Consider the following 26,521-nt stretch of genomic DNA (forward strand, 5'->3'; position numbering starts at 1 on the left):
TCCTTCTTCCTTCTTCCTTCTTCCTTCTTCCTTCTTCCTTCTTCCTTCTTCCTTCTTCCTTCTTCCTTCTTCCTTCTGCCAAACCATGCAACTCAAATCAGCGGTGCAGTGGATACCTCATCCCGACGGTCATTGGATACTTCGCAATCCCGAAGACATTACCTGTATTCAAGTAGACGACTTGGACAAACAGGTAATTTTACAATTAAGCCAACAGCCAATAACTAATATTCTCGCTGAATACGACCTCGATTTAGAATATGTGCAAAATCTCTTGAGAGACTTAGCACAAGCAGGAATGCTAGAAGGAACCAAGCCACCGAAAGCCAAATTTAACCTGCTATCGTTCACAATTCCCCTAGTCAATCCCGATGTTTGGCTATCGCAGCACATCGACAAATTACGCTGGATGTGGACGTGGGAATTTGGCTTTTTGCTGTGCGCTTTCATCTCTTCATCCGTAGCAGTGTGGTTGGCTTCCTCTGCGGAAGTCGCAGCCTCACATCAGCAGTTGTGGATAGCCGGAAAAAATGAGACTATTTTCAAATTTGTATTGCTGACAATGCTGGTAATAGCTTTGCACGAACTAGGTCATGCTTTCACGCTCAAACACTACGGTGGCATAGTTAAAGAAATTGGATTGTTGTTCATGTGCCTCATCCCTGGATGTTACACAGATACAACCGATCAATACAGTTTAGTCAGGCGGAAACAGCGGGTTTTAGTAGTAGGCGCCGGAGTATTAATTCAAGTAACAATTTGGGCATTTGCTGTTTGGATGTGGCTGTTCTCTCAGTCAAATCCGGTTTGGCATCAAATTAGTTATTTGTTGATGGTAGCCGCCTTGCTGACAGTTGCAATTAATTTGAATCCGTTGAATAGATTTGACGGTTATTATTTGTTAGTAGCTGGAACTGGCATTAACAATCTGCGACAAAGGTCGTTTGATTTTTATGTGGACTTGTTGCGGAGGGAGGAGATTGAGGAAGCAGCAGAAACGCGATGGGTTTTGGCGGCTTACGCGCCTTTGAGTATACTTTATACTGTTTTGGTTTTGAGTTATTTAGCATCCTTGCTGGGTAATTGGGTTATGCAGGTTTGGAGTTTTTAATCGCAGATTAATCACAGGCGGGATACCCGTGGCACGAAATGCAAATTGATTATTTTAGGGGTTTATCGAAATGAATGTTTATCAAAAGTTGGGAATTGTTGGCGGAAGTTTGAGTTTTGCAGTTGTCAGTCAATGTTTTTCTGTACAAGCTGCTACTCTCACGCAAACTTATACTGTGGATCTGGGTTCCCAGCCACTAAATAGTAACACTAATGTGGTTTTGCCTAAATTTAATTCGCTGTTAGGAACGCTATTAAGGGCTTATGTTACAGTTAAATCTACTGTTAATAACAGTGTTAGCATTACTCCTTTGACTGGAGATTTTATGGGGACGGCGGCGATTAATGCAAGTATTGCTGTGAATATTCCGCTGTTAAAAGTTGACCCTAATTTGACTTTAAGTGTGTTAGCCAGTCCGCCGGAAACGAGGATTGCTAGTGGCGGTACGGGAAGTGTTAGCGGTTCGGCTTCTGGTACTGTGTCGAAGAGTTATGATTTGCCGCAGTTTTTAAGTGCTTTAACTGGCTGCGATGGTGATACTTTTACTGCAGGCGTGGCGACAACTGGTTTGACTCAAATTCTGGGGAGTCCGGCTAGAGGTAGTTTTGGGGGTAAGGTTGTGGCTAACACTACAGTTAGTGCAATTTATGAGTATGAACCTGTACCGGAACCGATGACTGCTGTTGGTACGTTTGTGGCTGCGGGAATGGGTTTGTGGTGGAAGAGAAAAGCGGCAAAAAAGGTGTAATACTAATTAGGAGATTAACTGGTTCCTAGGCTCTGCCTGGGAACCGATATCCAGAGGCTCTGCGTCGTCGATTGGGGAGAAAAAGAGGAGGCAGAGCCTCCGGGAATGCGTCCCCAGGCAGAGCCTGGGAACGAGTACATGAGCACAGCCTGGGAACGAGTAACTTTACGTTAAAGCGATCGATAAACGCGATAGTTAATTTCAGGGAAAATATTATCAATCTCCTCAACTTTCTCCAACCAACCCGAATCAACTTTCCCTTCTTTCACTTCATCGTAAAGCTTGTGAAAGCGCATTAAGTGCGATCGAGTCCGGCGCACTGCATAGGGCACCATCGTTCCTGTACGCATGATAAATGCCCAGTCAGAAGATTGAGCTAGCAGCACTTCCCGCGCCGCCTGGTTCAAAGCCCGCCACTGCAATTCATCCGCAGGTTCCATACTTCCCAACTCAATCATCCGTTCCGCAGCTTTGTGCAAGTGCGGGTAAATCCAAGCATTGGTATCGTTGAGCCAATATTCGTGGAAACCCCGGAAACCCCAGCTAGACTGAGACGGGCGGCACACTTGCTGAGTCGGATTTCCCCGCAAATAATCGGCTAAGTGCGTCATCTCGTAGGTATTTTGGTCATACCAACTCTTGCGGAACAGGTAATCTAAGAACCAAGGCCCTTCGTACCACCAGTGACCGAAAAGTTCGGCGTCGTAAGGTGAAACAATAATCGGCGGACGCTGCATAATGCCGTTGAGGTGTTCGACTTGGCGTTCCCGGTTGAAAGCAAAATTGCTGGCGTGTTCGGCTGCTTTTTCCCTTGCCCAGTACGGATCGTACAACTGTTTATCGCCTAAACCCAATCCGCGACCGGTGATTTTGTGATATTTAATCCCGGTATTTTTCCGCTGGCCGTTGGGCATGATGTAGGGCTTAATGTAATCGTAGTCAGCTTCCCAGCCCAAATCTTTGTAGAATTCGCGGTATTCGGCGGCCCCTGGATAGCCGACTTCGGAAGACCAAACCTGCTGCGATGATTCGTGATCCCGGCCGAAGGCTGCTACTCCGCATTCGGTGAAAATTGGGGCGTAGCTGCCGTAGCGGGGACGCGGGCGGGCGTAGAGGATGCCGTGACCGTCTGTGAGAAAGTAGCGGAGGCCGGCGTCGGCTAACATCCGCTCTAAGCCTTCATAGTAGGCGCATTCGGGCAGCCAAATGCCTTTTGGTCGGCGGCCGAAGTTTGCTTCGTAGTTGTCGCAAGCTACTTGAATTTGTGCCCAAACTGCTTCGGGGTACATTTTCATCAACGGTAGGTAGCCGTGGGTGGCACCACAGGTGATGATTTCGAGGTTGTTGGTATCTTGGTGTTCTTTGAAGGCTTTGACTAAATCTCGATCGTACTTTTCCCAAAAGTTGCGAACTTGAGAGAAATGGGCGGCGTAATGTTCTGCTAAATAGCGGAGGTGACCGTTTCCGCTGTTGTGTTCGATTTCGAGATCCGCTAATTCTTCGAGTTTAGCCAAGTGGTCGTCGAAGCGGTCTTGCAGCAAGGGGTCGCGCAGCATGGCAACCAAGGGCGGCGTCATGCTCATGGTAATTTTAAAGTCGATGCCGTCGCGCTTGAGCCCTTCAAAGACTTGCAGCAGGGGAATGTAGGTTTCCGCGATCGCCTCAAACAGCCATTCTTCTTCTAAAACGTAGTCGCTTTCCGGGTGGCGGACAAAAGGCAAGTGGGCGTGGAGAACGAGGGCGAGGTAGCCAATAGTCATAAAAAAAAAATTCCGTAAGTGGGAAACTCAGCGTCTTTAGACCTGAGAGGGAAACGGCTAGGCGGTTTCAACCGCCGTGAATCTTGCCATTACACGAGGATTGCTAGATGGGAGTGTACTTTTATAATGTACTTTTATAATGTACTTTCAGTGGGACAATTACCACTTCCAACCTGGCAACCCGCGATCGCATAATGTTCGCTCCATCAGGAGCCCCTATAAGAGGGGTAATGTTAGCTTGCGCCTTAGTTAAGGGCCGATACTATATTTAGGACACTGATTTAACCCAATAAGTCTATTTAATCCTAAATTTCGCTTGGCAAGGAACTAGCTTCGCATTCCCTGGTAGCTTTTTAACTCTTACCGTTAACGTAGTACGCAGGTACGCATCTGGTCAACTCGGGTTTAAGTCTTAGGCCCGAAGCAAGCGTGTCTTGAGACTTGGGTCGTTGACAGTGATTTGGATGCCGTAGTTATTAACTGACGCCATTTAGGGACAGCTTTAAAATATTTTAAGATTTTATGCTGAAACGGGACTCACAAAATGCCGTGTTTTTTTAATGACCTTTCTCTAACAAACTAAATGTCAGCAAATTCTGATTTTCTGCTTGCTGTCGGATTAGGGCTGCTGCTGTTTGAGAGTCTACTGCCTTTGAGAAAAAGAATCCCTGGGCGTACTCACATTTTAACCCTTTTAGTATAGATAGTTGCGAGGCTTCTTCGACTCCTTCGGCTACTACATCCATGCCTAAATTGTGAGACAAAGTAACGATCGACCGCACAATTTCTGTCGGGTCAATCCCTCCTTTACTGAAATCGAACTCACCTCCCATCCTGCTAACAAAAGAGCGGTCTATTTTTAAGGTATTGGTGGGGAAGCGGTGCAGGTAGGAGAGCGAGGAATAGCCGGTGCCGAAGTCGTCAATGCACAAGTGTATGTTTCGGGTTCTGAGCTGCACCAGCATTGCTGTTACTGATTCGGAATTTTCTATGAGTACGCTTTCGGTAATTTCTAGTTTTAAACTGCTGCCGTCGAGGTTAGTTTCTTGAAGAACTTGGTCGATGTATTCAATTAAGTCGGGCTGAGAAAACTGTTTGACAGAAATGTTGACGCTAACGCTTAAGGGGGGGTTGCTGGGAAATAGCTGCTGCCACTGGCGGATTTGGTGGCAAGCTGTGCGGAGTACCCAGCGGCCGAGGGGTACGATCAAGCCGGTTTCTTCGGCAATGGTGATGAATTCACCGGGGGAAACTAAGCCGCGTTCTGGATGCTGCCAGCGCACTAGGGCCTCAAAACCGGTAATTGTGTTATTGGCGATCGACACGATCGGCTGGTAGTGAATAATAAACTGGGGCGCTGCGGATAAGGGGGGTAAGGCTGATTCGGGGGATGGGGGAAAGTCTTCTTCTCTGGCCGGGTCTCTAATTGATTCGATCGCCCGCCGCAGGTCGTTTTCTAGCTGCAACAGCCGCAAAGCGTGGGCGTGCATGGAACTGTTGAAAACTTCGTGTCGGGCTCTGCCGAGTTCTTTGGCGCGGTACATTGCTGTGTCGGCGTCGCGCAGCAGGGTTGTCGGTTCCAGGTATTCGCCAGAACTCAAAGCTATGCCGATGCTGGCGGTGATAAATACTTCGTGTCCGTCTAGAAGGAGAGGGGAGGTGATTTTCTTTTGCAGGCGGTTGACAATGGTGGTAGCTTCATTGATGCCCTCGATGTCTTCTAGCAACAGCACAAACTCGTCTCCTCCGAGGCGGGCCACTGTATCTCCGGGCCTCAGACACGCTTCCAGACGCCGCGCGATCGATACTAGCAATTGATCGCCGATCGAGTGGCCGAGGGAATCGTTGACTACTTTAAATCTATCTAAATCGAGAAACAGTACGGCAAACAAGTAGTCTTTGCGCCGTTTTGCCAGCCTCAGAGCGTGTTCGAGCCGATCGGTAAATAGCGATCGGTTGGGCAATCCGGTGAGGGCGTCGTGAAAAGCATCGTGCAGCAGTTGTTCTTCGGCGAGTTTGCGCTGAGTGATGTCGTGACAGTTAATCACGATTCCTTCGACTGCGGGATCGTACAGCAAGTTGGTGGCTACAGCTTCTACATAACACCAGGAACCGTTGCGGTGGCGGACTCGGTACTCAACTGGGCACTGGCTTCTTTTGGGGTTTTCAATGGCTTTGTGGAGGGTTTCGGTGATCGTGGCGCAGTCGTCGGGGTGAACTATTTCTAAGGCGCTGCGGCCGATCGCCTGGTGGGGCGCGTATCCTAAAATTCGCTTGACGGAAGGGCTGATGTAGCGGAAGATTCCTTGGGCGTCGAGAATGATCGTGATGTCTGTGGCGTTTTCAATCAGCGAGCGAAATCGCTGTTCGCTTTGGCGCAGGGCTGATTCTGCTTGTTTGCGATCGCTGATGTCGAGGGCTACTCCGTCTATAATTACGTCGCCGTTTTCGTTTTTGGAAAATTTAGCGCTGTCTTGCACCCACTTGACCTCCCCGGATCTCAGAACGATGCGGTACTGGCGATCGCACGGCAAAAGACTCGCTCTCGATGCTGCTACACTGCTGTCACACGAGCTTTTGTCGTCTGGATGGATGATTTCGGTCAAGAGTTCCGGGTGCGAAATCACTTCTTCGGCCCCGAACCCAGTAACTTCGCGCACGCCCGGACTGATGTAGGGCATGGACATTGTGCCATCTGGATGCAGCACGGTGCGGTAGACTGAGCCGGGAATGTTGGCTGCCATTGTGGCTAGCTGCTGCTGGATGCCGCAGACTGCTGCTTCGGCGCGCTTGCGTTCTGCGAGTTCGGTTTGGGCTTGTTGGTAGAGTTCGGCTTGGTGGATCGCGATCGCGCACTGATCGGCTATGGCTTTGAGTAGCGACAGTTCTTCGACGCTCCAAGAGCGGGCCCGATCGCACTGATAGAGGCTAATTCCTCCCAAAAATGACTGCTGGTAGAGCAGTGGGGCGATCGCGACGGAGCGAAACCCTACCAACCCTGCTGATTCTTGCAGGGACGGGCACAGGGTCGATAACTCGTCGATAATCAGCGTTTCCCCGGCCGCGAGCCCCGATCTGTAGTGCTCGGCCACTTTGCAATTTAGCCCGACAAACCCTTCTCTGTCGGATGCTTTGCTGATGTAGCGAACTCTGATGCCGCCTTCAGCATCTGGCTGCAAGATGGCGCAGGCGCTGATGTCTAGAGCTTCGTGCAGTTGATCTGCGGTGGTTTGCAGCACTTCGTCGAGTACAAGGCTGAAGCGCATGGCTTGGAGGATGCGGTTGACGATCGCTTCTCGCTGAGCTTGCCGCTGAATTTGGGCGATCGCTTCTTGTTGCTGGCGTCGCATTTTGTATTCTTGGAGCGATCGTTCTAAGACTGTTGGCAACCTAAACAGTCGCCCTTTTAATACGTAATCGGTCATTCCGGCTTTGAGGCACTCAACTGCCGCTTCTTCTCCCAAACTTCCCGTTACTAAAATCAAGGGTATGTCTTGCCCTAATTCCTGCATTAATTTCAACACTTCTAAACCGTTGAAGCCGGGGAGGCGGTAATCTGAGAGTACAGCATCGTACTGGCAATTTTCGAGCAGTTTTCTGCACTCTGTTGCTGTTTCTGCCGTGTCGCACTTAAAATTTACCCCCCCCGATTCTAAGGCGAGCACTATTAATTCCATATCTTCTGCCATGTCTTCGATAATCAACAATTTTAATGTTGATTCCGCTACCATTTTTAGTAGATAGTTGGTCTCATTTATATCTAACATAAGGGATTGGGGATGTTTTCAATTGGTTATTCGTGTTGTTGCTAGGATTTTTTTAGACAGAATTTGGTTGTTAATTTCATCTCTATATTTTTAGCAAAATCAATTATATACTCTACTCTCAAAACCTTTATTTAGCACTGACCGTCGAGGGCTGACAGAACCGATTGGGGAGCATCCCAATTTTTAAAATAGCGTTTTTTAGGAGTACGAGCATCTTGCACAGCCCAGCCTATATCTTTCGCTTCCATCCCTGACAGTGAACACTCCTGTCATACCAAAATTCTGATTCTCTCACCGATTGTGACTTATTTAAGTGTATAAGAGTTTTAAATTTTGAATTTAAAACTCTTATACACTTAACTTACGAATCTATACTACCGTTTGAGATTGTTTGCCCTAGTTTAAAGTAAAAGGTGGCTCCTTGACTAGGTAGGCTTTCGGCCCAAACCGTGCCGCCGTGGCGGTGAATAATCCGCTGGACGATCGCCAAACCGATGCCGGTACCTTCAAATTCTCTCTGGGAGTGCAGCCTCTGAAAGGCTCCAAACAGGCGATCGGCATATTCCATCGGAAAACCCACCCCGTTATCCTTGACAAAAATCGTCCCATCAGGTAGACCCTCAATAACTATTGTAGCCGGAGTACGTCCGCGGCTGAACTTGACGGCGTTGCTAATCAAGTTGCTGAACACCTGTTGCAGCAATGTTGGATCTCCCATTACTGTCGGCAAATCTCCGACGACAAATTCAACGCTGTGGGGAGTTTGGGCCGGATCTGCGACGGTTGGGGGTTTAGTTAATTTAATCGCATTTTGTACCAAACGGCTCAGATCGATCGGAATTTGCCTCAACTCGGTGCGAGTCACCCGCGACAGGGCGAGCAAACCGTCAATCAACAGGCTCATTTTTTGGCTGCTGTCTTCAATTACTTCCATATAGTGAACTATTTTGCGATCGCTCAAAGCCTCAGTTAATTCTAGCCGCTGCTTCAAGGCATCCACAAAACCTGAAATGTGTCGCAAAGGTGCGCGCAAATCGTGGGAAACTGAGTAAGAAAAAGATTCTAATTCTTGATTGGCAGCTTCTAATTGCTCTGTGCGTTCTGACAAAGCTTGTTTTGTCTCTACCAACTCAGTGATATCGCGAGCAGTCCCAATTAAAGCATAAACCTCGCCGTTGAGATTTCTCAGCGGAATTTTAAACGTGTCGAAGTAAGCATTGCCACCCGGTCTTACAAATTTTTCCTCGTAATGCAGAGTTTTGCCTGATTCAAAGACGTGCAAATTTTCCCGGCAAAAGCGTTCTGTGAGTTCGCTGGGATAGCACTCAAAAATAGTTTTGCCTTGCATCTGCTGCCTGCTGTAGAAGCCAGAAAATTCGGCAAGGGGATGGTTGACAAAAGACAAGCGCATATTGTCCCGTTCTACAACATAAATGTAGTCCGGCAAAGCATCGAAAAAAGTTTCTAATTCTGCGGTACGCTGGGCAACTTGAGCTTCTAAAGTTTCGTTAAGTTCTTTGAGTTCAGCTTCTACTCGTTTGCGTTCGGTGATATCTTGACCAATGCCGATACAACTGCCGTCGGAAAGGTGAACATTTGCCCAAGAAGTGTCGATAATTCGCCCGTCTCTAACTTGTGTTTTGAAGTCGCTCCAGTTCGGAGTTGCTGCTTGCATTTCACCCAAAACGTATTGACGGTATTCTGGCTGCGGATAAAATTCGGTCAAGATATCGCGGTTTTTGATTTCTGCCAAACTCCAGCCGAGCACTTGTTCCCAGTGGCGGTTTACCCAGTTTACTTCACCGTTTTTGTCTAAGAAGGCGAGCATAATCGGCACGTTGTCGAAGATAGTTTGCAGCAGTTCTTTTTGCTGTTTTAATGATTCTTCTGCTTGTTTGCGATCGCTGATGTCGAGTACGGAACCGATAATTTGCCTCATTTTTCCGTCGGGGGTTCTTTTGAAGATTGTAGAGCGATCGTGCACCCAGCGCCATTCCCCATTTTTGTGTTTGATTCTGTAGTCTCTGTCATCCGTTTCATAGGGATTGCTGCTGTGTTTTAGGCGCTCCATACCAGTAATTAGTTTTAACAGATCATCGGGATGAACTAAGTTAGCGACAGCATCTATACCCAAATCTTGCCATTCTTTGGCAGTGTAGCCGAGTATGGCTGTGACAGATTCATTTGCATAAATATTTCTGTTTTCTACTGCATCGTAAATGTAAAGAAAATTGGGGATAGTTGTCAGGATACTCTCTAAAAGTTGTTGATGTTTTTGCAGTTCCAATTCTGCCTGCTTGCGCTCGCTTAAGTCCAGCACAAAACTAACGCCTAACTGTTGCGTTCCTTCTAAAAAAGTGCTGCCCAGCAGCACCGGAACCCGGCTACCATCGGAGCGTATAAATTCTTTTTCAAAGGGAACAACCGTATTTCTCGCCTTCAGTTCAGCAACTTTTTCTGTATCTAAACGCACGTATTCGGGCGGTGTCATTTCTTGCCAGTTAATTCTTCCTGAAAGCAGATCGTCCCGCGTATAGTTGACGGTGTTTAAAAACGCGGCATTGGCATCTGTAATGCTGCCGTTAAGATCCCAAAAAATTAAGCCGATCATGTTAGAATCAACTATGGCTTTAAATTTGGATTCGCTTTGCCGCAACTGATCTTCGACTTGTTTTAGTTCTGTGATGTCGCGGGCGATGGATAAAACTGTTTCTACTGAATTGTCTTCAGCAAACTCGGGAATGACTCGACAGTGGTAATGTTTTATGCCATCGGGAGTGGGAAATTCAAATTCTATGGTTTCTTGTTTGCCGCTACCCAAAACTTTCATAAAAGCCTCATCCCACAGGTTGCACAAGTGCGGCGGCATTCCTGATTCTTGGTTGGTTTTGCCAATCAATTTGGCGGCAGGTTTTCCAATTGTTGATTCTACTGCTGGATTGATGTAAAGGAGGCGTAGTTTGCGATCGAACCGGGCGATAATATCGGTCGCATTTTCGGCGAGGGCGCTGAAAGCTTGTTCGCGCCGATGCAGTTCTTCTTGAGCGCGGTGAAAATCGGTTATGTCTCTGGCAAAAGAGAGAATTGAAACTACTCTTCCCGATTCATCGATGAGTGCAGAATTGTACCATTCGCAGTAAATTACCGAGCCATCTTTGGTATAGTTGCGGTTGTGGCAAACATTGCGGGGTTCTCTGCTGTGTAACAGTTGATTTGTGACGGCGCACACTTGCTCGAAGTCTTCTTGATGAACTATTGACCATTCGTGCCAGTATTTGCCGATTACTTCTGCTGCACTCCAGCCAAATATTTGTTCTGCCATTGGCGACCACCGCACTACCCGAAATTCCCTGTCCCACTCTACAACTGCCATTGGTGAGTTTTCTAGATGAAATTCCCGCCGCAAGTTGGCTTGTTTTATTTGACTTTGAAGTTGCTGGCGGAGTTGCTTCGCCTCGGCCAAGCGATCGCTGAGTTCCTGTGTATTTGCTGAGCCGGCGTTGGCAATGTGAGCAATGGTTTCGGCTGTTTGTTTTTCGAGTTCGTTCCAAGCGAGTTCAAGGGCTGATTCCGCCTGCTCTAGCTCAGTGATGCTGTTCTGAAACAGTGTGGCACTTTCAACTGGAATTTCAGGCATATTTTTGACACTTAGACAAGTGTTACTTTTACAATTCAAAATTAAAGCTTAAAAATTAAAAATATGTAATTTCCTGTTAAATTATACATTTTTAATTTTTAATTTGTGCGCGGAGCCGATCGTTGGAGGCGGGCGGCGTTATTAAAGACTGCCAGTAAAAGGATTTGGGGTGCTGATCGATCGGCAATTGTGGTGGATCGATCTAAAATTCTCCTGGGTAAGGGAAGGGTGCGGGCAGGAGCTGGCCCTAACTATATTTTTGCACAGAGTTGTTGTTTGGGGGCGATCAAAAGGATCTCGGCGTGGCTGCGGCCTTGGGTCGATCGCCCATCTGTAGCAGGGCGTTGCGTATGCAGATCCCCATTTAGTAGTCTCAACTAAACACGCTTTCTCAAAGTCCGGCAGGGGTTTAAACCTGCCGAACTAAGGGTTTGACGCGCTTGTTGACACCAATGAAACCGCCCCTACCTACAAATACTCTCCAATCACTTTGGTCAATAAAAAGCTAAAATAAAATCTAAAGTTATTCAGTCTTTTAAATCGCTTATGACTGCTGCTGCACCCTCTTCGATAAAAAACCAAACTCAGTACGAAGCCATTATCGGTCTCGAAACTCATTGTCAATTGAGTACGAATACTAAAATTTTCTCCAGTTCTTCTACAGAATTTGGCAATACCCCAAATACTAACATTGACCCAATTTGTATGGGAATGCCTGGAGTGTTGCCAGTATTAAATCAAAAAGTTCTGGAGTATGCGGTGAAAGCAGGGCTGGCTCTCAACTGCTCCATCGCACCTTACAGTAAGTTTGACCGCAAGCAATATTTCTATCCCGATTTGCCGAAAAATTATCAAATTTCTCAGTTCGATTTGCCGATCGCTACTAACGGTTGGCTAGAAATTGAACTCGTGGATGAGACGGGAAATTCTACTAGAAAAAAAATCGGGATCACTCGCTTACACATGGAGGAAGATGCCGGAAAATTGGTTCACGGTGGCAGCGATCGGTTGAGCGGTTCTACTTATTCAATGGTGGATTACAACCGCGCCGGTGTGCCTCTAATCGAAATTGTTTCGGAACCGGATTTGCGATCGGGCGCGGAAGCTGCCGAATACGGTCAAGAATTGCGCCGGATCGTGCGCTACATCGGTGTTGGCGACGGGAATATGCAGGAAGGTTCGCTCCGGTGCGACGTGAATATTTCGGTGCGCCCGGTTGGCCAAAAAGAGTTCGGCACGAAGGTGGAAATTAAAAATATGAACTCTTTTAATGCGATCGAACGGGCGATCGATTATGAGATCGAGCGGCAAATTCAAGCGGTGGAAAATGGCGAAACCATCATCCAAGAAACCCGGCTGTGGGATGAAAACAAGCAGTGTACTTTCAGTATGCGGGTTAAGGAAGGTGCAAGCGATTACCGGTATTTCCCGGAACCGGATTTGCCTCCGATCAAAGTTTCAGCCGAGCAATTGCAGGATTGGCAAGCTCAACTGCCGGAATTGCCGGCAATGAAGCGCAATCGCTACGAAACTGAGCTCGGTCTTTCTCCCTACGACGCGCGGGTGCTGACTGACGACAAAGCGGTGGCGGAGTATTTTGAAAAATCGATCGCCGCCGGTGCTGTGGCTAAACAAGCTGCCAATTGGGTGATGGGCGATATTACTGCTTATCTGAAAAATGAAAAGCTGGCGATCGCAGAAATTCCTTTCCAACCGCAGGATTTAGCTGAACTGCTGGGGTTAATTGAGGCCGGTACGATCAGTGGCAAAATCGCTAAGGATATTTTGCCGGAGTTGCTGGCAAACGGTGGTTCGCCTCAGAAGTTCGTTGAGAGCAAGGGTTTGATTCAAATTTCGGATACTGGGGCGATCGATCAGGCGATCGATGCCGTGTTAGCGGCCAATCCCAAGGAGCTCGAACAGTACCGAGCCGGTAAAACTAAGCTGCTGGGCTTTTTTGTCGGCAAGGTGATGAAGGAAACGGGCGGCCGAGCCGATCCCAAATTGACCAATGAGCTGCTGGTGGCGAAGCTTAACGCCCCAGGCTAAGCAAGTCGTTAAGGGGCAGGGCTGTTTCATTCTCACCACAAACATGAATTTTGTAGGGGGTAGGGGTAGCACGACCCCTACTGAGAATGAAACAGCCCTGCGTTAAGGGGATCGTGTAGCAGATACAGCGGCGGGCGATCGGTTTTTCCTGAGCTCGCCATTCTCGCGGGATTGTAACTTTATAATTGATCTACATTTCTTTACAACATCTTCACGTTTGGGGGTAACACCCCTCATCCCGGTTGTGTTATATTGTGTTATGTAGATGCACCCTGATGGCAGAGGGAGTTACTTAGGTAGCTCTCTCTTTTTTTGTCTTTTTTTTTGCACGGACGTGAAAATACGGATGGGGGAGAGGTCGATTTAATGATGTGTCTCTCTGTTAGTTGCATTCAGAGTCTCCATCTTTCAACTCAGCGATTATTTTTTCCGTCTTTCTAGTAGCACGGCGCTGCCCGTAAAGCCGTGCAGCAAAGCTTGTAATTATCGCTACTAAGTCTTGCATCAACTCATCTTTCCCGTTATCGGCTAGATTAACTATTTCCAATTTGACTCCTAACCGAAGAAGTAATACGCCTAAGTAATTTGTACCAAATCGACCCAAGCGGTCTTTGTGTTCAACCAACAGAATATCGTAGTCATTCTGCTGTAGCAGTGTTTCCAACTGCTTTCTGTGATCGTTCAATCCGCTGCCGATTTCTTTTACATTTCTAACGATTTGATAACCGTTAGCAATTGCGTATTCAGTAAGCCGCTCTGATTGGCGGTTAAGGTTTTCTTTGTTTTCGGAGGAAGAAACTCTGCTATAAATAGCGACTCGATTCTTCTTGACCTCGGTGGATGATGTTTGTGGCACGTAATCCACGATGATTAGACCACTTTCTGTTTGTCGCGCTGGATGGGGTAGTTTATTTGCCTTCCACCACCGCCACGCAGTTGTGTAACTTATGCCTATTGCTTTGGCGTAGTCAGGTAGTTTCATTTTTCACCTCCTGACTACATATTACAGTTATTGCTTACTATTGCTTATAAGCTTAATGAAGTTTTACAATACCGATTCCCGATTACTGATTACCGATTAGCAATTACCGCTTTGAGTCGATTAATATCAACTTTAGCTATTAACTAATTTTGACAGTATGAGCGAACAAGCTAGCGAGCTAATCAAGCAGGGGATTTCGCAATATCAGGCGCGCCAATTTGAGGCGGCGCTGGATTCTTGGCAGGAAGCGCTGGGGCTGTATCGCTCAATGGACGATAAGCGCCGATCGGGTGCGGCGCTGGGTAATATGGGCGTAGCTTACGAAGCGCTGGGAAATTATGCTCAGGCGATCGACTGCTACCAGCAACATTTGGTGTTAGCGCGGGAAATTGGCGATCGCCGGGGTGAGGCAAATGCTTTGGGAAATCTGGGCAATGCTTGTTGTGCTCTGGAGGATTTTTCTGGTGCTATTGATTACCAGCAACAGCGTTTGGCGATCGCGCGGGATACTGGCGACGCGCGCTCTGAGTTGGAAACTTTGGGCAATTTGGCCCTAGCTTACGATGCTAAGGGAGATTTGCCTGGTGCGATCGAATGCTATCACCAGCAGTTGTCGATCGCGCGCACCAGCAAGGACGATCGCATTGAGCGCAATGCTCTCAAGAATTTGAAGGTTGCTTACAAGTATTTAGCAGATTACGAGAAGGCCGACGAGTACCGACAGCAGCAATTGGCGATCGTCCGGGAACTGTTTTTAATTGATAAAAATAAGAGTTTTGTACAACTTGCAGAAACAGTGGGTTTGAATCCGATTGAGGATTTTGCTGGGGCTAATTTAAGCGGTTTTGACTTGCACTACGCTGATTTTAACGGTGCGGATTTGCGCGAAACCAACCTCCGAGGCGCAGATTTGACTTTGGCAGATCTCAGTGGTGCTTTGCTGAGCGCTGCTATTTTAATTGATGCTAATTTGTGCAATGCTAATTTGCGGGATGCTGAACTCAGCAGCGCCAATTTGAGCGGTGCTGATTTGCGGACAAAGCTGCCGAGGGCAAATTTGAGCGGTGCAAATTTAACCGACGCTAATTTGAGCAGTGCTTATTTACCGAATGCGATTTTAGTAAATGCAAATTTGACAAATACTGATTTCAAAAATGCTGATTTAAGTGGTGTTAATTTGAGTGGTGCGATTTTAAACGGTGCTGATTTGAGCCGCGCTGATTTGAAAAATACGGTGGTGAAAAATACGAAGTTTGCTGGTTGTTTGGGGATTTCGGAAGCGGTGAAAACTGAGTTGAGGGCACGAGGCGGGATTTTTGAGTAGAATGGGGAATGTTAGTAATTGTAGAGGGTAACAAAAGCTATGACTGCCGTAACTGCAAAACGATTCTCGATCGCCGAATATCACCGTTTGGAAGAACTGGGATTTTTTGATCCCGATGACCGAGTTGAATTGATTCGCGGAGAAATTATCATTATGGCTGCTAAAGGTACGTTTCACTCTGTTTGCAACTCGCTATTGCTTAAAAAATTGTACCCACTGCTGGAAGAACGAGCGATCGTGCGCGGTCAAGAGCCGATTATTTTGTCGGCTGATAGCGAACCAGAGCCTGATGTTGTTATTGCTCGCAATCGTTCTGATAATTATTTATCTTCTCACCCGGAGCCTGCTGATATTTGGTTGGTAATTGAGGTTTCAGATTCTACTTTGAAGTACGATCGGAGAACGAAGTTGCCTCTCTATGCTGAGACTGGAATTTCTAATTATTGGATATTTAATTTGGTTGATAATCAACTGGAAATGCACAGCGAACCTTATCAGAAAAAAAACGGGAGTTATAGTTATCAATTGCAACGAGTGGTTTTGCCAAATCAGACGGTGGTAATTCCGGGTTTTCCAGATTTGTCTCTGGATTTGTCTTCGGTATTTCCGGCGCAGAGTGGTGACTAAACATTCTGGCTCGATAGCACATATTTTAACTCAGTAATTAAAGAGCGATCGAGCTTTTTTCGAAGATATAATGTAAAAGTGCAAAGAAATGATATTATGTCCGGTCGATTACCCCTAATACGGTAGGGGCGGGTTCACGAAAAATATCTGCCAATAATTGACAATCTCAAAAACCCGCCCTTTTAATCGCTATCATCCAAAACAATTTGGTTTCTGACCCCGGATTTATTCGCGGGAGAAATCTAAAATCTAAAATCTAAAATCTAAAATCAGATGACTGCTCAAACTCTCTCCCCGCCCGAACAAATTGTCCAGCTATCGGGTATCAGTTGGCAAACCTACGAAACTTTGCTTGCCGAAATCGGCGATCGGCAAATTCGACTGACATATAATCGCGGCAATCTGGAAATTAGGGTACCTTCTCCAGAACACGAACGCTTCAAAACAATAATGGGTCGATTTGTGGAAACCTTAGCGGAAGAATTAGAGGTGAGAATTGAGCCTCTTGGTTCCACCACTTTCAAGCGTCCTGAACTTAGCGGTGTAGAACCGGATGAATGTTTTTATATCCAGAATATTAGTGCAGTTAAAGGCAAAAAAAGAATTGACCTGACTCAAGATCCGCCGCCGGATTTAGTGGTGGAAATTGATATTACCAGCAGTTCCGAAAATAGTTTGCAGATTTATGCGGATCTGGGAGTGCCGGAAGTTTGGATTTATAATGGACTGCGACTCAGAATTAACAGATTAGAAAATGGAGAATACGTTGAGGGCGAGATCAGTTTAGCCTTTCCCAGCTTACCGATATTAGAGATTGTCAGATTTTTGGAACAAGCAGAAACAATGGACTATTTGGAATTAGTAAAAGCATTTCGGAATTGGGTAAAAAGCCAAATTCAGCAAAACCAATGAAGGGCGGAGAGAATTAAACAAAATTTACAATTTAAACCCGCGATAAAAAGCTGTGTTGTGATAAAATAAAGATGATAAACTAATTTAAATATCAATTACAGGCTGGTAGTGCCAGCAATTCTACCCGATATGCGATCGCTAGAGTCACACAACAAATACCCAGATTGCTTGTGGATGCAATTAGAAGCAATTCCCGTTCCATCGGTTGCACCCCAAACCCAGCAGCTCGACATTCACTTGAGCCTGAATTTTAACGAGCATTGGGAACCCCTGCTAGGTGGTCGCGTCAAGTTTGGTCTGCAAGGCGGGACGCTAAAACTCTATCTAGAAAACTGCGAAATTCCCGTAGCATCACGTCAGTTAGTCGGTTCTTTCAAGCTTTGGCCAATAGAAGAAACCCTGGCCATTCAAAGCAGTGCAGAAAATTTAGCAACCGAAAGCCAGCGGGGAGTTCCGGGGGGGGAGAAGGTGGAAAAAACTAAGGAGACAGAGAGCATATTTTGTCACGTTTCCACAATCAGCGATGATACAACGCCAGCTTGGATTTTTGCAGTAGAACAGGGCAAATCCGTATTAAAAGGTTTGCTAAAAAGTGCTAAGCTGGGAGAAATTACTGCCAAAGAATTTCGGCTAGCGGCGGCTTTTGAAGTGGCTAAAGAAGATATTTATCTCACAGATGCTGAGGGTTTGTGGCCGCACGAAATCACGCCAAATCAACATTCGATTTTAGAAAGAATTCTGACTGCATACCTGCAAGCAAATAAACTCAAACCTGCTCTTAGTTGGGCGCTATTCTCCTACAATTTGCCTCCGGTTGAACCGCGCGAAGTGGAAATTGTGCCGGAAGCTGAATCGGAATTGCAGGAAATGGTCGATCGCATTATTTCCGCTGAAACCGACAACTTTGCAGAGTTGGCAAAAATCGCCAATCTCAATCCAGCAGTAGATTTCGCGGGTAGCAGCTTGCGCGGAACGACTTTAAGTGCAGTGGATTTTAGCAGCGCAAATCTCGATCGGGCAAATTTCCGGGGTGCAACCTTAAACGATGCCGATTTCAGCGACGCCAACCTGCAAAATGCCAAATTCGGCGGTGCAGATTTGAGTGGGGCTTTCTTAGGAAATGCTGATTTAAGCGGTGCAGATTTGCACAAAGCAAGTCTAGCTTTAGCTAACCTCAGCGGCGCCAATTTGAGCGGTGCAAATCTGCTGGAAGTGAACTTAACAAATACTAATTTCAGTGGTGCGAATATCGAGTCAGCCAGATTCGGGAACAATTCAGGAATCGATGAGGAGATGCAGGTGAATCTACAGCAGCGAGGCGCAATTTTTGAGGAGGTTTAGTCCCTAAGTGCGAGATCCCTTTTATTCATCGGCCTCCATTAGAAAGATTTCGTAAAAATAGCAATTACTGAGAGAAATTGTATCGAACAATCCCCAGGTTCTTAGAGAGGATAGTCAGTCTAAATCCCAACCCAACACCTTCGCAATCTCAACGGCAAGCATAGTTGGTTCTAGAGGATTGACGATCGCTGCTGCAAGTTGAGATTTGTGGAACCAACTCTGTTGTAAATTTGACCATTTGGCTTTGAGAGTTAGCAGCACAACCGGAATCCCTTGGGTTTCTGGTTGGCTTTTTAGTTGTTTGAGAAATCGCACTCCATCTATTTCGCCGATAGAAACCTCCAAAATAATCGCATCTGGCTGATAGGAACTTGCTTGTCGCAATCCTTCTAAAGTCGAGCCCGCAACTTCGACTTTCCAACCTACCACATCAGTCAAGCAAGCCTGGATTACCTCCCCTATAGTCGGATTTTTGTGAATTAATAAAAGTCTTTTTGTAGTCATACCAATAACTTATAAAGGCTTCATTTATTTTTTGAACAGCCTGTCAAATAGTAGCCCTGTCTGGGTTTTTGGCGAGTTTGTCACGCCCCCAGGGTGAGTTTTGGAAGCCTACCAATAGGAATATTAAGATTATAAAGTCTTAAGAATCCTGCGTCTGCCATACCGGGGAGTGTCAATAGATTTTAGATTTTAGGAATGAGAATTAAATAACTTCCACTCTTGAAAGTGGGATGGGCGTCCCGCCCGTCCTTTTTGGACGGGCGGGACGCCCATCCCACAATAACAATTAAAATTGTAAGTTATTTAATTCGCTATCCTTAGATTTTGGATTAAAGAATTGAAGCATTGACTTGCGCGAGATAAATACGTTCGGCAAGTTTCATCGGATACAGGTTTTTTATTTCTGGATCGATGACTCACGTGGCGGGTATCCTGGATGCTGTCGGTCAATCATTCCATCCCAAAATCTCTGCCACTTTTCCCGGCAGGGTGGTGGCTTCAAATGGTTTGGGAATTACCCCAGCAACACCCATTTTGGCAAAGTTGGCCATATCGCTTGACAAAACTCTTGCTGTCAGCAGAATCACTGGAATCGATCGAGTTATGGGATCGGATTGGAGGATCTCGTACACAGCAAACCCATCCATTTCCGGCATTGATATATCCAGCAAAATAGCGTTAGGTCGTTCTGTTTGTAGGATTTGTAAACATTCTTTTCCTGATGCGGCCACCAGGGTGTTCCATCCCGCGAGGTCTTCCAGGCACATCTGTATCAGTTCGCGGAGGTGTTCTTGGTCATCAACGATGAGAATTTGTTTCCCTATCATCTTGTTTTCGGGAAGGAGACTGCGATCATAATTAGCTAGTTGCAAAGTGTTCATTTTATTTGGGTTGATTATAAATCAATTTTTCGGTGGTCAATTGGGTCTCAAATACACATCTTTGAGCCATTGCTCAAATTTGCAGGTGAGAGTTGAATCCGAACTTCGGATGGCGGAATTCTCAACTCTTTAGCAAGCTGAATTGTTAAACCAGCGCCGTGTATTTCAGTGCCATAGATTTCAGGATGTACGCGGTGGGGCAACGGGATGAGACTTTGAAATCTACTAGGAAGGAAATAACCTTCTACTCCCGCCACTTCGGTAGGTTGACCTTTAATTAAAACAGTTTCGGGAGTGATTTGGAGATTCAATTTGACAAGATGAATGTCAGAAATGCGAATCTTAAGGATCAGTGTCAGCTTCTTTTCTTGAATTGTAATACCTGCGATCGGTGTTTCCTCTGTATGAGCAATCCAAAGTGTGGATTGCTGACAACCAGTGGGAAAACGGGAAAATGAACCTGCCCGATCCTGATTTATATCATTCAAAGCCTGAAAAGCATTCATTGAGTCTCCTCCTAATGCCAAGAACTGTTAGCTGCATAACAGGAGACTAAATAGCAACGGTAAGGAATTGGTAAAGATTCCGTTATTGTTACAAAAATTGACAAAAATGGTGAAAGTCAATCGATTTTCGATTTTCGATTTTCGATTGAAGCATTCACCCCCACGGATAAATACGTTCGGCAAGTTTCATCGGATACAGTTTTTTTATTTCTGGGGTCTGAGTCTGCTTTCGGAATGAATCCGGGGGCTTGTATCCTGGATGCTTGATTGTCAATCATCCCATCCCAAAATCTCTGCTACTTCTTCCGTCAGCGTGATCGGTTGGATTGGTTTGGCAATTACCCCAGCTACGGCCATCTGGGCAAATTTAGCCCGATCGCTGGGCAAAACTTTCGCTGTCAGCAGAATCACTGGAATCGATCGGGTAATCGGATCGGACTTGAGGGTCTCGTACACGGCAAACCCATCCATTCCCGGCATAGATACATCTAGCAAAATAGCGTTGGGTTGTTTTATTTGCAGTATTTGTAAACATTCCTCTCCCGATCCTGCCCCCACTGTTTCCCATCCGCCTAAATCTTCTAAGCAGGCTTGCACAAGTTCCCGTAGGTGTTCTTCATCGTCAACAACTAGAATTTGTCTCTCTGTCATGGGATTTTGGATGGGAGATTTTGGGTTTGGGGTGGATGCTACAGATTAATCTAAGCGTTCTTCAATGGTGGGTAAGGGTAGGGTGAAGCAAAATGTGCTGCCTTCACCTAAGATACTTTCCGCCCAGATTTTGCCACCATGCTGCTCAACTATACTGCGACAGATTGGTAAACCTAAACCGGTGCCTCCTTTTTCACGGGAGTCGGAGGCATCGACTTGCTGAAATCGACCAAAAATGAGTTCTAGTTTATCGGCAGGAATGCCTCGCCCGCGATCGCTAACTTGGAACAGCACAAAGTCTGTCTGGTTTTGGGCACTCAGATGAATTGTGGAATCGGCAGGTGAAAATTTAATCGCATTACTGAGCAAATTTGTTAAGGTTTGGACGATCGCATCTCCTGTTGCCCAGACTTCTGCATCTGTGGGGTTAACGATTAATGAGATCTGCTGTTGAATAGCGATCGCCTGAATGCTATCTACTGCTTGCTGCATCAAATCGGCAGCTTTCCAAACGGTTTTCTCCACAATTGCCCGCCCGGAGTCTAGGCGCTCCAAATCTAAAATATCATTAACCAGGTTCACTAATCGATTGGTATCGAGGAGGGCAATTTCAATCATGCGTCTACATTTTTCTGGCTTGTTATCATAAACCCCACTTTTTATTAGTCCTAATGACATTTGAATTCCTGTCAAAGGAGTGCGAAGTTCATGGCTGACAATGCCAATGAACTCATCTTTAATGTGTTCGATCCTTTGTCGTTCGGTAATATCTTCCCCAATGCCGATCATTCCAATGAGGTTGCCCTCTGAATCTTGCAGAATGGTATTGTTCCACGCAATGAACCGTTCTTCACCAGATTTGGTCAAGATGTGATTTTGATAATAGGGATGATAGTTATGGGTGAAAAGTTCCGAAACAACAACTTTAATTGATTGTATAATAGAACTGGGTAAGAAGTTTTCACACCAATTTTTCCCGACAACTTCTGGGTGAGTATATCCTGTGATTTTTAAGAAAAAAGGATTAACGTAATTGACATTTCCCCCTATATCAATTCCGACAACAATCAACTGCACGTTATCCAAGAGCGATCGCCAGCGTCGTTCGGCTTCTCGGATCGTGGCTTCGGCTTGCTTACGTTCTTGCAGTTCTAGGTGAAGTTGTTGGTAGAGTTTGGATTGCTGAATGGCGATCGACAATTGGCTGGCAATCTTTTCAAGTAAGTCTATTTCCCAGGATTGCCATTGACGAGGTGCATTATTTTGGTATATAGCTAACAAACCCCAGAGATTTTCTCTCAAAAATATCGGGAAAACTGCATAACTTTGGGCTTGAAATTGTTCCACTAGCTCGATATGACATGGTTGAAGTTCAGCGTTGTAAATATTATTAACAACAAACTTTTCATGATTGCGGAATCGACCGCCCTGAGTTTCTTGCAGATAGGTATCTGCACAATTTTTTTGAACATCGCTTCCTATCAGTTTTACCCAATCCTCACCAACTGACTCCACGACAAAATCACCACTCCAATCAGGATTAAAGCGGTAAATAGCAGCGCGATCCGTTTGTAATGTCTGCCTGATTTCAGTAACAGCAGTATTTAGAACTGCCTCCAGATCCAAAGATTGGCGAATCCCTTGAGTAATCCTCCATAGCAAATTTTCCTTTCGGGATTTCTGTAGTAAGGCTACTGCCGCCTCTTGTCGAAGTTCTTCGAGGTGCTTCGCTACTGTGATATCTTGATGAACTGCCACCAGAACCTCGCCATAGTCGGAATGATTGAATACACAGCAAGTGGCACTACACCAAAATGGAGTCCCATCTTTCTTGACATTATGAACTTCATAGCTAAATTCACCGCTTTGTAAAACGGCAGACCGAATGGCTTGATTTACATCTTCAGGACTCACCGATTCGCTGCCATAGTTCACTATCGAAACGTGCTGACCGTTGAGTTCGCCAGAGTCATAGCCAAACATCTGCTCAAATTTAGGATTGGCATAGACAATTACCCCATTGTCGGTTCTTACTAAGCAAATTCCTTCCGCTATATTACGGGTAATAACAGCCTGAAGTTCCAGCATTTGTTCGGCTTGTTTAAGCTTAGTCAGATCGCGCAGACTAACGATTACCCCTACAATATTTTCGCAGGCATCACGTAAAGGAATATAAGTAACGCTCAAAAATTGCCGGACTAAATTGGGAGAATCAAACCAGTTTTCATGCTGAATTTTTTCTCCAGCCAAACATCTGTCTAGCCGAGGTTTTATCATGTTATCGAACACGTCTGCATCCAGGATATTTCTAACAGAACTTCCGATAACTTCGCTTTCAGATTTGTTGCACCAAGTTAAATAAGCTGGATTGACTATTTGATAAATATAGTTGCGATCCATCAACACAATCCCATCTGTTGTATTGAAGACGATGCGTTCATATTGGCGGAAGGCTTCTTCAGTACGTTTGCGATCTGTGATATCAAATACGCTAGAACGACTCATCATGAAGTTACCTGCTTCATCATAAATTGCTGTAGCATTTAGGTTAATCCAAAGGGGTTCTCCATTTTTATTCAATATCTGAAACTCTAAATTATCGAGCCTGCCTTGTTTTTTAAATAAGGGAAAGTTTTGATAAAAAAGATTTTTACTTTCAATTGTCATTAAATCAACATATTTCATTTGGTGCACAATTTCCTCGCGGGTATAGCCTAACCACTTCAGTTCCGTATCATTAATCATAATTATTGTTCCTGCTGCATCTAGGGAATGATAGCCACAGGGAGCATTATTATACAGGTCTTCAGCTTGAGTGATATATTGTTGGCAGCTATCGTTGACTTTAGTGAGTTCTGCTGTCCGTTCTATGCCTCGTTGATCGAGTTCAGTATGGAGGTGTTGTAGGGAAATTCCTGCTTGTTGGCGCTCCCTCAGTTCCGTTTGTACTTGAGGAAATAAATCAGCTTGCTGAATGGCAATTCCAGCTTGAGTTGCTAGCTGTCGCATGAGTTCAATTTCTGAGGGTTGCCATTCGCGAGGGGCTGCACAGTGATGGGCAATCAATAATCCCCAAAGTTCTTCTCCCTTAAGGATAGGAATAACCAGGTTAGCTCTAACTTGAAAAGTTGCCAGGAATTCCCGGTGACAATTATCAATTGGGGCAGTATAAATATCAGATTTAGAGGTAAATAAGCCTTGTTTGAAGGGTGCGATATAGTTTTCACCCACGCAAGGATCGTGAATCTGAGTGAATAAGATTGCTGTCCATTCTGAACCAACTGACTCTACCAACACCTTTCCGCTCCAGTCTGGAGCAAATTGGAAGATAATTACCCGATCGCATTGCAGAATGTTTCTGAGTTCCGTTACCGTAGTGTTGAGAATATCTTCTAGATTGACGGATTCGGAGAGAGAAAGTGCGGTTTTAGCAAGGATTTGTTGTTGCTGTTGTTGCAATTCCCCATAATTCTCATCAGTATGATCTATCATTAATCTACTTAATTAATTAATTACATTTTTTAGATTGAGGCCGAAACCGGGTTTTTAGCCCTCGTGCGTAAGTTTTATTTAAGTATTCCCAGGCTTAAGTAAAGGACGAGTGCGCTTGATTCGGCTGAGTACCCGCGTGACTAATTCAGGCCCTAGTACCGGCTTGGTAATAAAATCATCGGCTCCCGCTGCAAAGGCTTGTTGCAGAGATTCTGGATCGGTATGGGCTGTCACCACCAAAATCGGTAAATTTTCCCATTGGATATCCTGTCGGACGATCTGACACAATTCTAAGCCACTGACGATCGGCATTTCTAGATCCAGCACTACTAAATCGGGCTCAATGGTAATTAACACCTCCCAAAATTGCTGTGGTTCTTGGAGATTTGTCACCTCAATTCCCCAAGGAGTCAGTAACGCTGATAATTTAACCAGCATCACAGGGTCATCATCTACGATTAAGACTTTGGCTTCTGAAGTTTTGGGACTGGGTAGAACACGGGCGATGGCTCGAAAAATTTGCTCGGTGGTTGCAGGTTTGTGGAGAAATTGCTTAGCACCTAAGCGCGATACTGCCAAGCGATCGGCAAGACTATCTCGTCCGGTAAAGACAATTATAGGAAGAGTAGGCGATCGCTCGGTGAGTTCTCGCAGTAGCGTCAATCCATCTTCCTCTGTCTCTGCAAAACTTAAATCTAGTAACATCACATCGGGCATTGACAGAGCAAGACGCGATCGGGCCGCAGTAATATTCGGCGCAATTTTCATCCGCAATCCCCAAGCTTCCGATTCTACTTTCAATCGCTCCGTTAATGCAGCATCATCATCAACTACCAAAACCCGATAGTTGAAAGTTGAAATAGTAGAAACTGGTACAGCCGTTGATGTAATCGGTCTTTTGGCTAATTCCTGCTGTAATCCTGTCACCAATTCCGAGAAGCGGGTAATTTCCTCAGCAGTCAAAGAGCGATATTTTATTAGCAAATGCTCGGCCGAGCGTGCCAATTTCGAGCCTTCGGGATAACCAAAAGATCCCAGAGATCCAGCCAATTTATGAGCTTCATGTTTTGCCGATTGCTGTAATTCTGTTTCTAACTTTCCTGCTAATAGAGCAGTTTTTGCCTGCTCCAATACAGCAATTTGTTGGGTGAAGCATCCCCGAAACCGCTCTAAAACTTGGTCGGTCTCGGAGTTCTCAACCCCGCCAGATTGATGTTTTTGGGTACTCTTTCTGAGCAACTTGTTGACGTTAAAAGACGCAGATTGCGGGTACGGTTTCAGTCGATAGCCCATGCCATAAACTGTTTCGATGATTTCTTCAGTTAAGCCGCCGGCCTTCAATTTCTTTCTGACATCCTTAATATGAGTGATAATGGCGCGATCGGTTGGTGCGTCATCAAATCCCCACAGACGATCCAAAATCGCATTGCGGCTAAAGATGCGATCGGGATTTCGCAGCAATAATTCTAGCAGATTATATTCCGTCGGTGTCAGTGAAATTATTTGTTCGCCAAATGTCACTCTACCAGAATCTACATCTAAACAAAGATCTCCCCAAGTCAATGTATTAGCCGCTGAATTCTGAGTAGAACCTCCTGGGGAAAGTGCTTTACTGCGTCGCAATAAAGTTCGGATTGTTGCCAGTAATACTTCCGTAGCAAAAGGCTTGCTGATGTAATCATCGGCTCCCGCATCGAAAAGAGCCACCACCTCCGCATCTGAATCATTTGCCGTCATTAACAGGATCGGTTTGCAGTAGCCTTGCGATCGCAATTGCCGACATAGAGTAATTCCATCTAGTTTAGGAAGCTGCACGTCTAACAAAATCAGGTCATACTCAATTTCTGCTGCCCAGTCTAGGGCCACTTGTCCATCATTTGCCCGATCGAACCCGTAATGATTTGCTTCCAACACCTTGGCCAGTGTTGCACTCAGCCATCCATCGTCCTCTACTAGCAGAATTTTGATCTGAGACTTCTTCATTTTGGCTGTGTGGTTTAATTTCCATGCGATCGACGCGCTTTGATGTCAGGCCGAAGCGTGGCTTTTAACTAAATCACTGCTACTCATTACTGCTCCTTTTATCTTAGCCTTTTTACAGTCCCATAACCTAAAAATTGCTGTCACTTCCGCAGTTTATACCAATTTAATGTGAAGTTGCACATATCTCGATCCCCCTAAATCCCCCTTAAGAAGGGGGACTTTGAGAAGAATCTTGTCCCCCCCTTA

17 protein-coding genes are annotated in these 26,521 nt (G+C 45.7%); 7 read left to right on the forward strand and 10 right to left on the reverse strand.

Translation table 11 applies throughout. From position 1 onward, the window contains the following. The first annotated feature begins 85 nt into the window (after positions 1 to 85). Positions 86 to 1,111: a site-2 protease family protein gene (locus QUB04_RS26935; RefSeq protein ID WP_333289162.1), complete on the forward strand. Its 1,026-nt coding sequence runs from the start codon at positions 86 to 88 to the stop codon at positions 1,109 to 1,111. A 70-nt stretch (positions 1,112 to 1,181) separates the two neighbouring features. Beyond that, positions 1,182 to 1,859, forward strand: a complete 678-nt coding sequence (locus QUB04_RS26940) for a PEP-CTERM sorting domain-containing protein (protein ID WP_333289164.1) — start codon at positions 1,182 to 1,184, stop codon at positions 1,857 to 1,859. Between the two features lie 170 nt (positions 1,860 to 2,029). Here QUB04_RS26940 and QUB04_RS26945 read toward each other — a convergent pair whose 3' ends face one another. The 3 genes from QUB04_RS26945 to QUB04_RS26955 form a co-directional block, all read right to left on the reverse strand. Next, a complete protein-coding gene (locus tag QUB04_RS26945) occupies positions 2,030 to 3,619 on the reverse strand; it encodes a glycoside hydrolase family 57 protein (protein ID WP_333036521.1) in 1,590 nt (529 codons plus the stop codon). Between the two features lie 557 nt (positions 3,620 to 4,176). Beyond that, positions 4,177 to 7,386 (reverse strand): EAL domain-containing protein, encoded by a 3,210-nt coding sequence (locus tag QUB04_RS26950; protein ID WP_333289166.1) that lies wholly within the window; start codon positions 7,384 to 7,386, stop codon positions 4,177 to 4,179. A gap of 361 nt (positions 7,387 to 7,747) precedes the next feature. Beyond that, complete coding sequence (locus tag QUB04_RS26955; protein WP_333289167.1) at positions 7,748 to 11,023, reverse strand: PAS domain S-box protein; 3,276 nt, start codon at positions 11,021 to 11,023, stop codon at positions 7,748 to 7,750. A 546-nt stretch (positions 11,024 to 11,569) separates the two neighbouring features. On the opposite strand from QUB04_RS26955, the gene gatB reads away from it, so the two are divergent. Beyond that, entirely contained in the window at positions 11,570 to 13,072 is a 1,503-nt protein-coding gene (gatB, locus tag QUB04_RS26960) for an Asp-tRNA(Asn)/Glu-tRNA(Gln) amidotransferase subunit GatB (protein ID WP_333289169.1), read from the forward strand. A 382-nt stretch (positions 13,073 to 13,454) separates the two neighbouring features. On the opposite strand, the gene QUB04_RS26965 is transcribed toward gatB, so the two are convergent. Next, the gene (locus QUB04_RS26965; protein WP_333289171.1) at positions 13,455 to 14,054 is read right to left on the reverse strand and encodes an IS607 family transposase; all 600 of its coding nucleotides are present in this window, start codon (positions 14,052 to 14,054) and stop codon (positions 13,455 to 13,457) included. 157 nt (positions 14,055 to 14,211) lie between these two features. Here QUB04_RS26965 and QUB04_RS26970 point away from each other — a divergent pair, with 157 nt between their 5' ends. The 4 genes from QUB04_RS26970 (at position 14,212) to QUB04_RS26985 (ending at position 18,258) form a co-directional block, all read left to right on the forward strand. Beyond that, positions 14,212 to 15,378, forward strand: a complete 1,167-nt coding sequence (locus QUB04_RS26970; RefSeq protein WP_333289173.1) for a pentapeptide repeat-containing protein — start codon at positions 14,212 to 14,214, stop codon at positions 15,376 to 15,378. A 39-nt stretch (positions 15,379 to 15,417) separates the two neighbouring features. After that, complete coding sequence (locus QUB04_RS26975; RefSeq protein WP_333289175.1) at positions 15,418 to 16,005, forward strand: Uma2 family endonuclease; 588 nt, start codon at positions 15,418 to 15,420, stop codon at positions 16,003 to 16,005. Positions 16,006 to 16,278: 273 nt separating this feature from the next. Next, positions 16,279 to 16,917, forward strand: a complete 639-nt coding sequence (locus tag QUB04_RS26980; protein WP_333289177.1) for a Uma2 family endonuclease — start codon at positions 16,279 to 16,281, stop codon at positions 16,915 to 16,917. 108 nt (positions 16,918 to 17,025) lie between these two features. Next, the gene (locus QUB04_RS26985) at positions 17,026 to 18,258 is read left to right on the forward strand and encodes a pentapeptide repeat-containing protein (protein ID WP_333289179.1); all 1,233 of its coding nucleotides are present in this window, start codon (positions 17,026 to 17,028) and stop codon (positions 18,256 to 18,258) included. A 114-nt stretch (positions 18,259 to 18,372) separates the two neighbouring features. Here the strand turns inward: QUB04_RS26985 and QUB04_RS26990 are convergent, their stop codons facing one another. From QUB04_RS26990 to QUB04_RS27015, 6 genes are all read right to left on the reverse strand, one after another. Beyond that, positions 18,373 to 18,762 carry a response regulator gene (locus QUB04_RS26990; protein ID WP_333289181.1) on the reverse strand — a complete coding sequence of 130 codons (390 nt, stop codon included), beginning with the start codon at positions 18,760 to 18,762 and terminating at the stop codon, positions 18,373 to 18,375. Between the two features lie 446 nt (positions 18,763 to 19,208). Then, a complete protein-coding gene (locus QUB04_RS26995) occupies positions 19,209 to 19,589 on the reverse strand; it encodes a response regulator (RefSeq protein ID WP_333289206.1) in 381 nt (126 codons plus the stop codon). A gap of 101 nt (positions 19,590 to 19,690) precedes the next feature. Next, positions 19,691 to 20,149 carry a hypothetical protein gene (locus QUB04_RS27000; RefSeq protein WP_333289182.1) on the reverse strand — a complete coding sequence of 153 codons (459 nt, stop codon included), beginning with the start codon at positions 20,147 to 20,149 and terminating at the stop codon, positions 19,691 to 19,693. A 270-nt stretch (positions 20,150 to 20,419) separates the two neighbouring features. Next, a complete protein-coding gene (locus QUB04_RS27005) occupies positions 20,420 to 20,800 on the reverse strand; it encodes a response regulator (protein WP_333289184.1) in 381 nt (126 codons plus the stop codon). A gap of 45 nt (positions 20,801 to 20,845) precedes the next feature. Beyond that, complete coding sequence (locus tag QUB04_RS27010; protein WP_333289185.1) at positions 20,846 to 24,292, reverse strand: PAS domain S-box protein; 3,447 nt, start codon at positions 24,290 to 24,292, stop codon at positions 20,846 to 20,848. Positions 24,293 to 24,370: 78 nt separating this feature from the next. Next, positions 24,371 to 26,275, reverse strand: a complete 1,905-nt coding sequence (locus QUB04_RS27015; protein ID WP_333289187.1) for a response regulator — start codon at positions 26,273 to 26,275, stop codon at positions 24,371 to 24,373. Between the last annotated feature and the right edge of the window lie 246 nt (positions 26,276 to 26,521).

The organism is Microcoleus sp. D2_18a_B4, assembly GCF_036702475.1.
Taxonomy (GTDB): Bacteria; Cyanobacteriota; Cyanobacteriia; order Cyanobacteriales; family Microcoleaceae; genus Microcoleus.

Coding starts and splice junctions, on each gene's coding strand:
- QUB04_RS26935 (WP_333289162.1), top strand. CDS start 86: ATGCAACTCAAATCAGCGGTGCAGTGGATACCTCATCCCGACGGTCAT.
- QUB04_RS26940 (WP_333289164.1), top strand. CDS start 1,182: ATGAATGTTTATCAAAAGTTGGGAATTGTTGGCGGAAGTTTGAGTTTT.
- QUB04_RS26945 (WP_333036521.1), bottom strand. CDS start 3,619: ATGACTATTGGCTACCTCGCCCTCGTTCTCCACGCCCACTTGCCTTTT.
- QUB04_RS26950 (WP_333289166.1), bottom strand. CDS start 7,386: ATGTTAGATATAAATGAGACCAACTATCTACTAAAAATGGTAGCGGAA.
- QUB04_RS26955 (WP_333289167.1), bottom strand. CDS start 11,023: ATGCCTGAAATTCCAGTTGAAAGTGCCACACTGTTTCAGAACAGCATC.
- gatB (WP_333289169.1), top strand. CDS start 11,570: ATGACTGCTGCTGCACCCTCTTCGATAAAAAACCAAACTCAGTACGAA.
- QUB04_RS26965 (WP_333289171.1), bottom strand. CDS start 14,054: ATGAAACTACCTGACTACGCCAAAGCAATAGGCATAAGTTACACAACT.
- QUB04_RS26970 (WP_333289173.1), top strand. CDS start 14,212: ATGAGCGAACAAGCTAGCGAGCTAATCAAGCAGGGGATTTCGCAATAT.
- QUB04_RS26975 (WP_333289175.1), top strand. CDS start 15,418: ATGACTGCCGTAACTGCAAAACGATTCTCGATCGCCGAATATCACCGT.
- QUB04_RS26980 (WP_333289177.1), top strand. CDS start 16,279: ATGACTGCTCAAACTCTCTCCCCGCCCGAACAAATTGTCCAGCTATCG.
- QUB04_RS26990 (WP_333289181.1), bottom strand. CDS start 18,762: ATGACTACAAAAAGACTTTTATTAATTCACAAAAATCCGACTATAGGG.
- QUB04_RS26995 (WP_333289206.1), bottom strand. CDS start 19,589: ATGATAGGGAAACAAATTCTCATCGTTGATGACCAAGAACACCTCCGC.
- QUB04_RS27000 (WP_333289182.1), bottom strand. CDS start 20,149: ATGAATGCTTTTCAGGCTTTGAATGATATAAATCAGGATCGGGCAGGT.
- QUB04_RS27005 (WP_333289184.1), bottom strand. CDS start 20,800: ATGACAGAGAGACAAATTCTAGTTGTTGACGATGAAGAACACCTACGG.
- QUB04_RS27010 (WP_333289185.1), bottom strand. CDS start 24,292: ATGATAGATCATACTGATGAGAATTATGGGGAATTGCAACAACAGCAA.
- QUB04_RS27015 (WP_333289187.1), bottom strand. CDS start 26,275: ATGAAGAAGTCTCAGATCAAAATTCTGCTAGTAGAGGACGATGGATGG.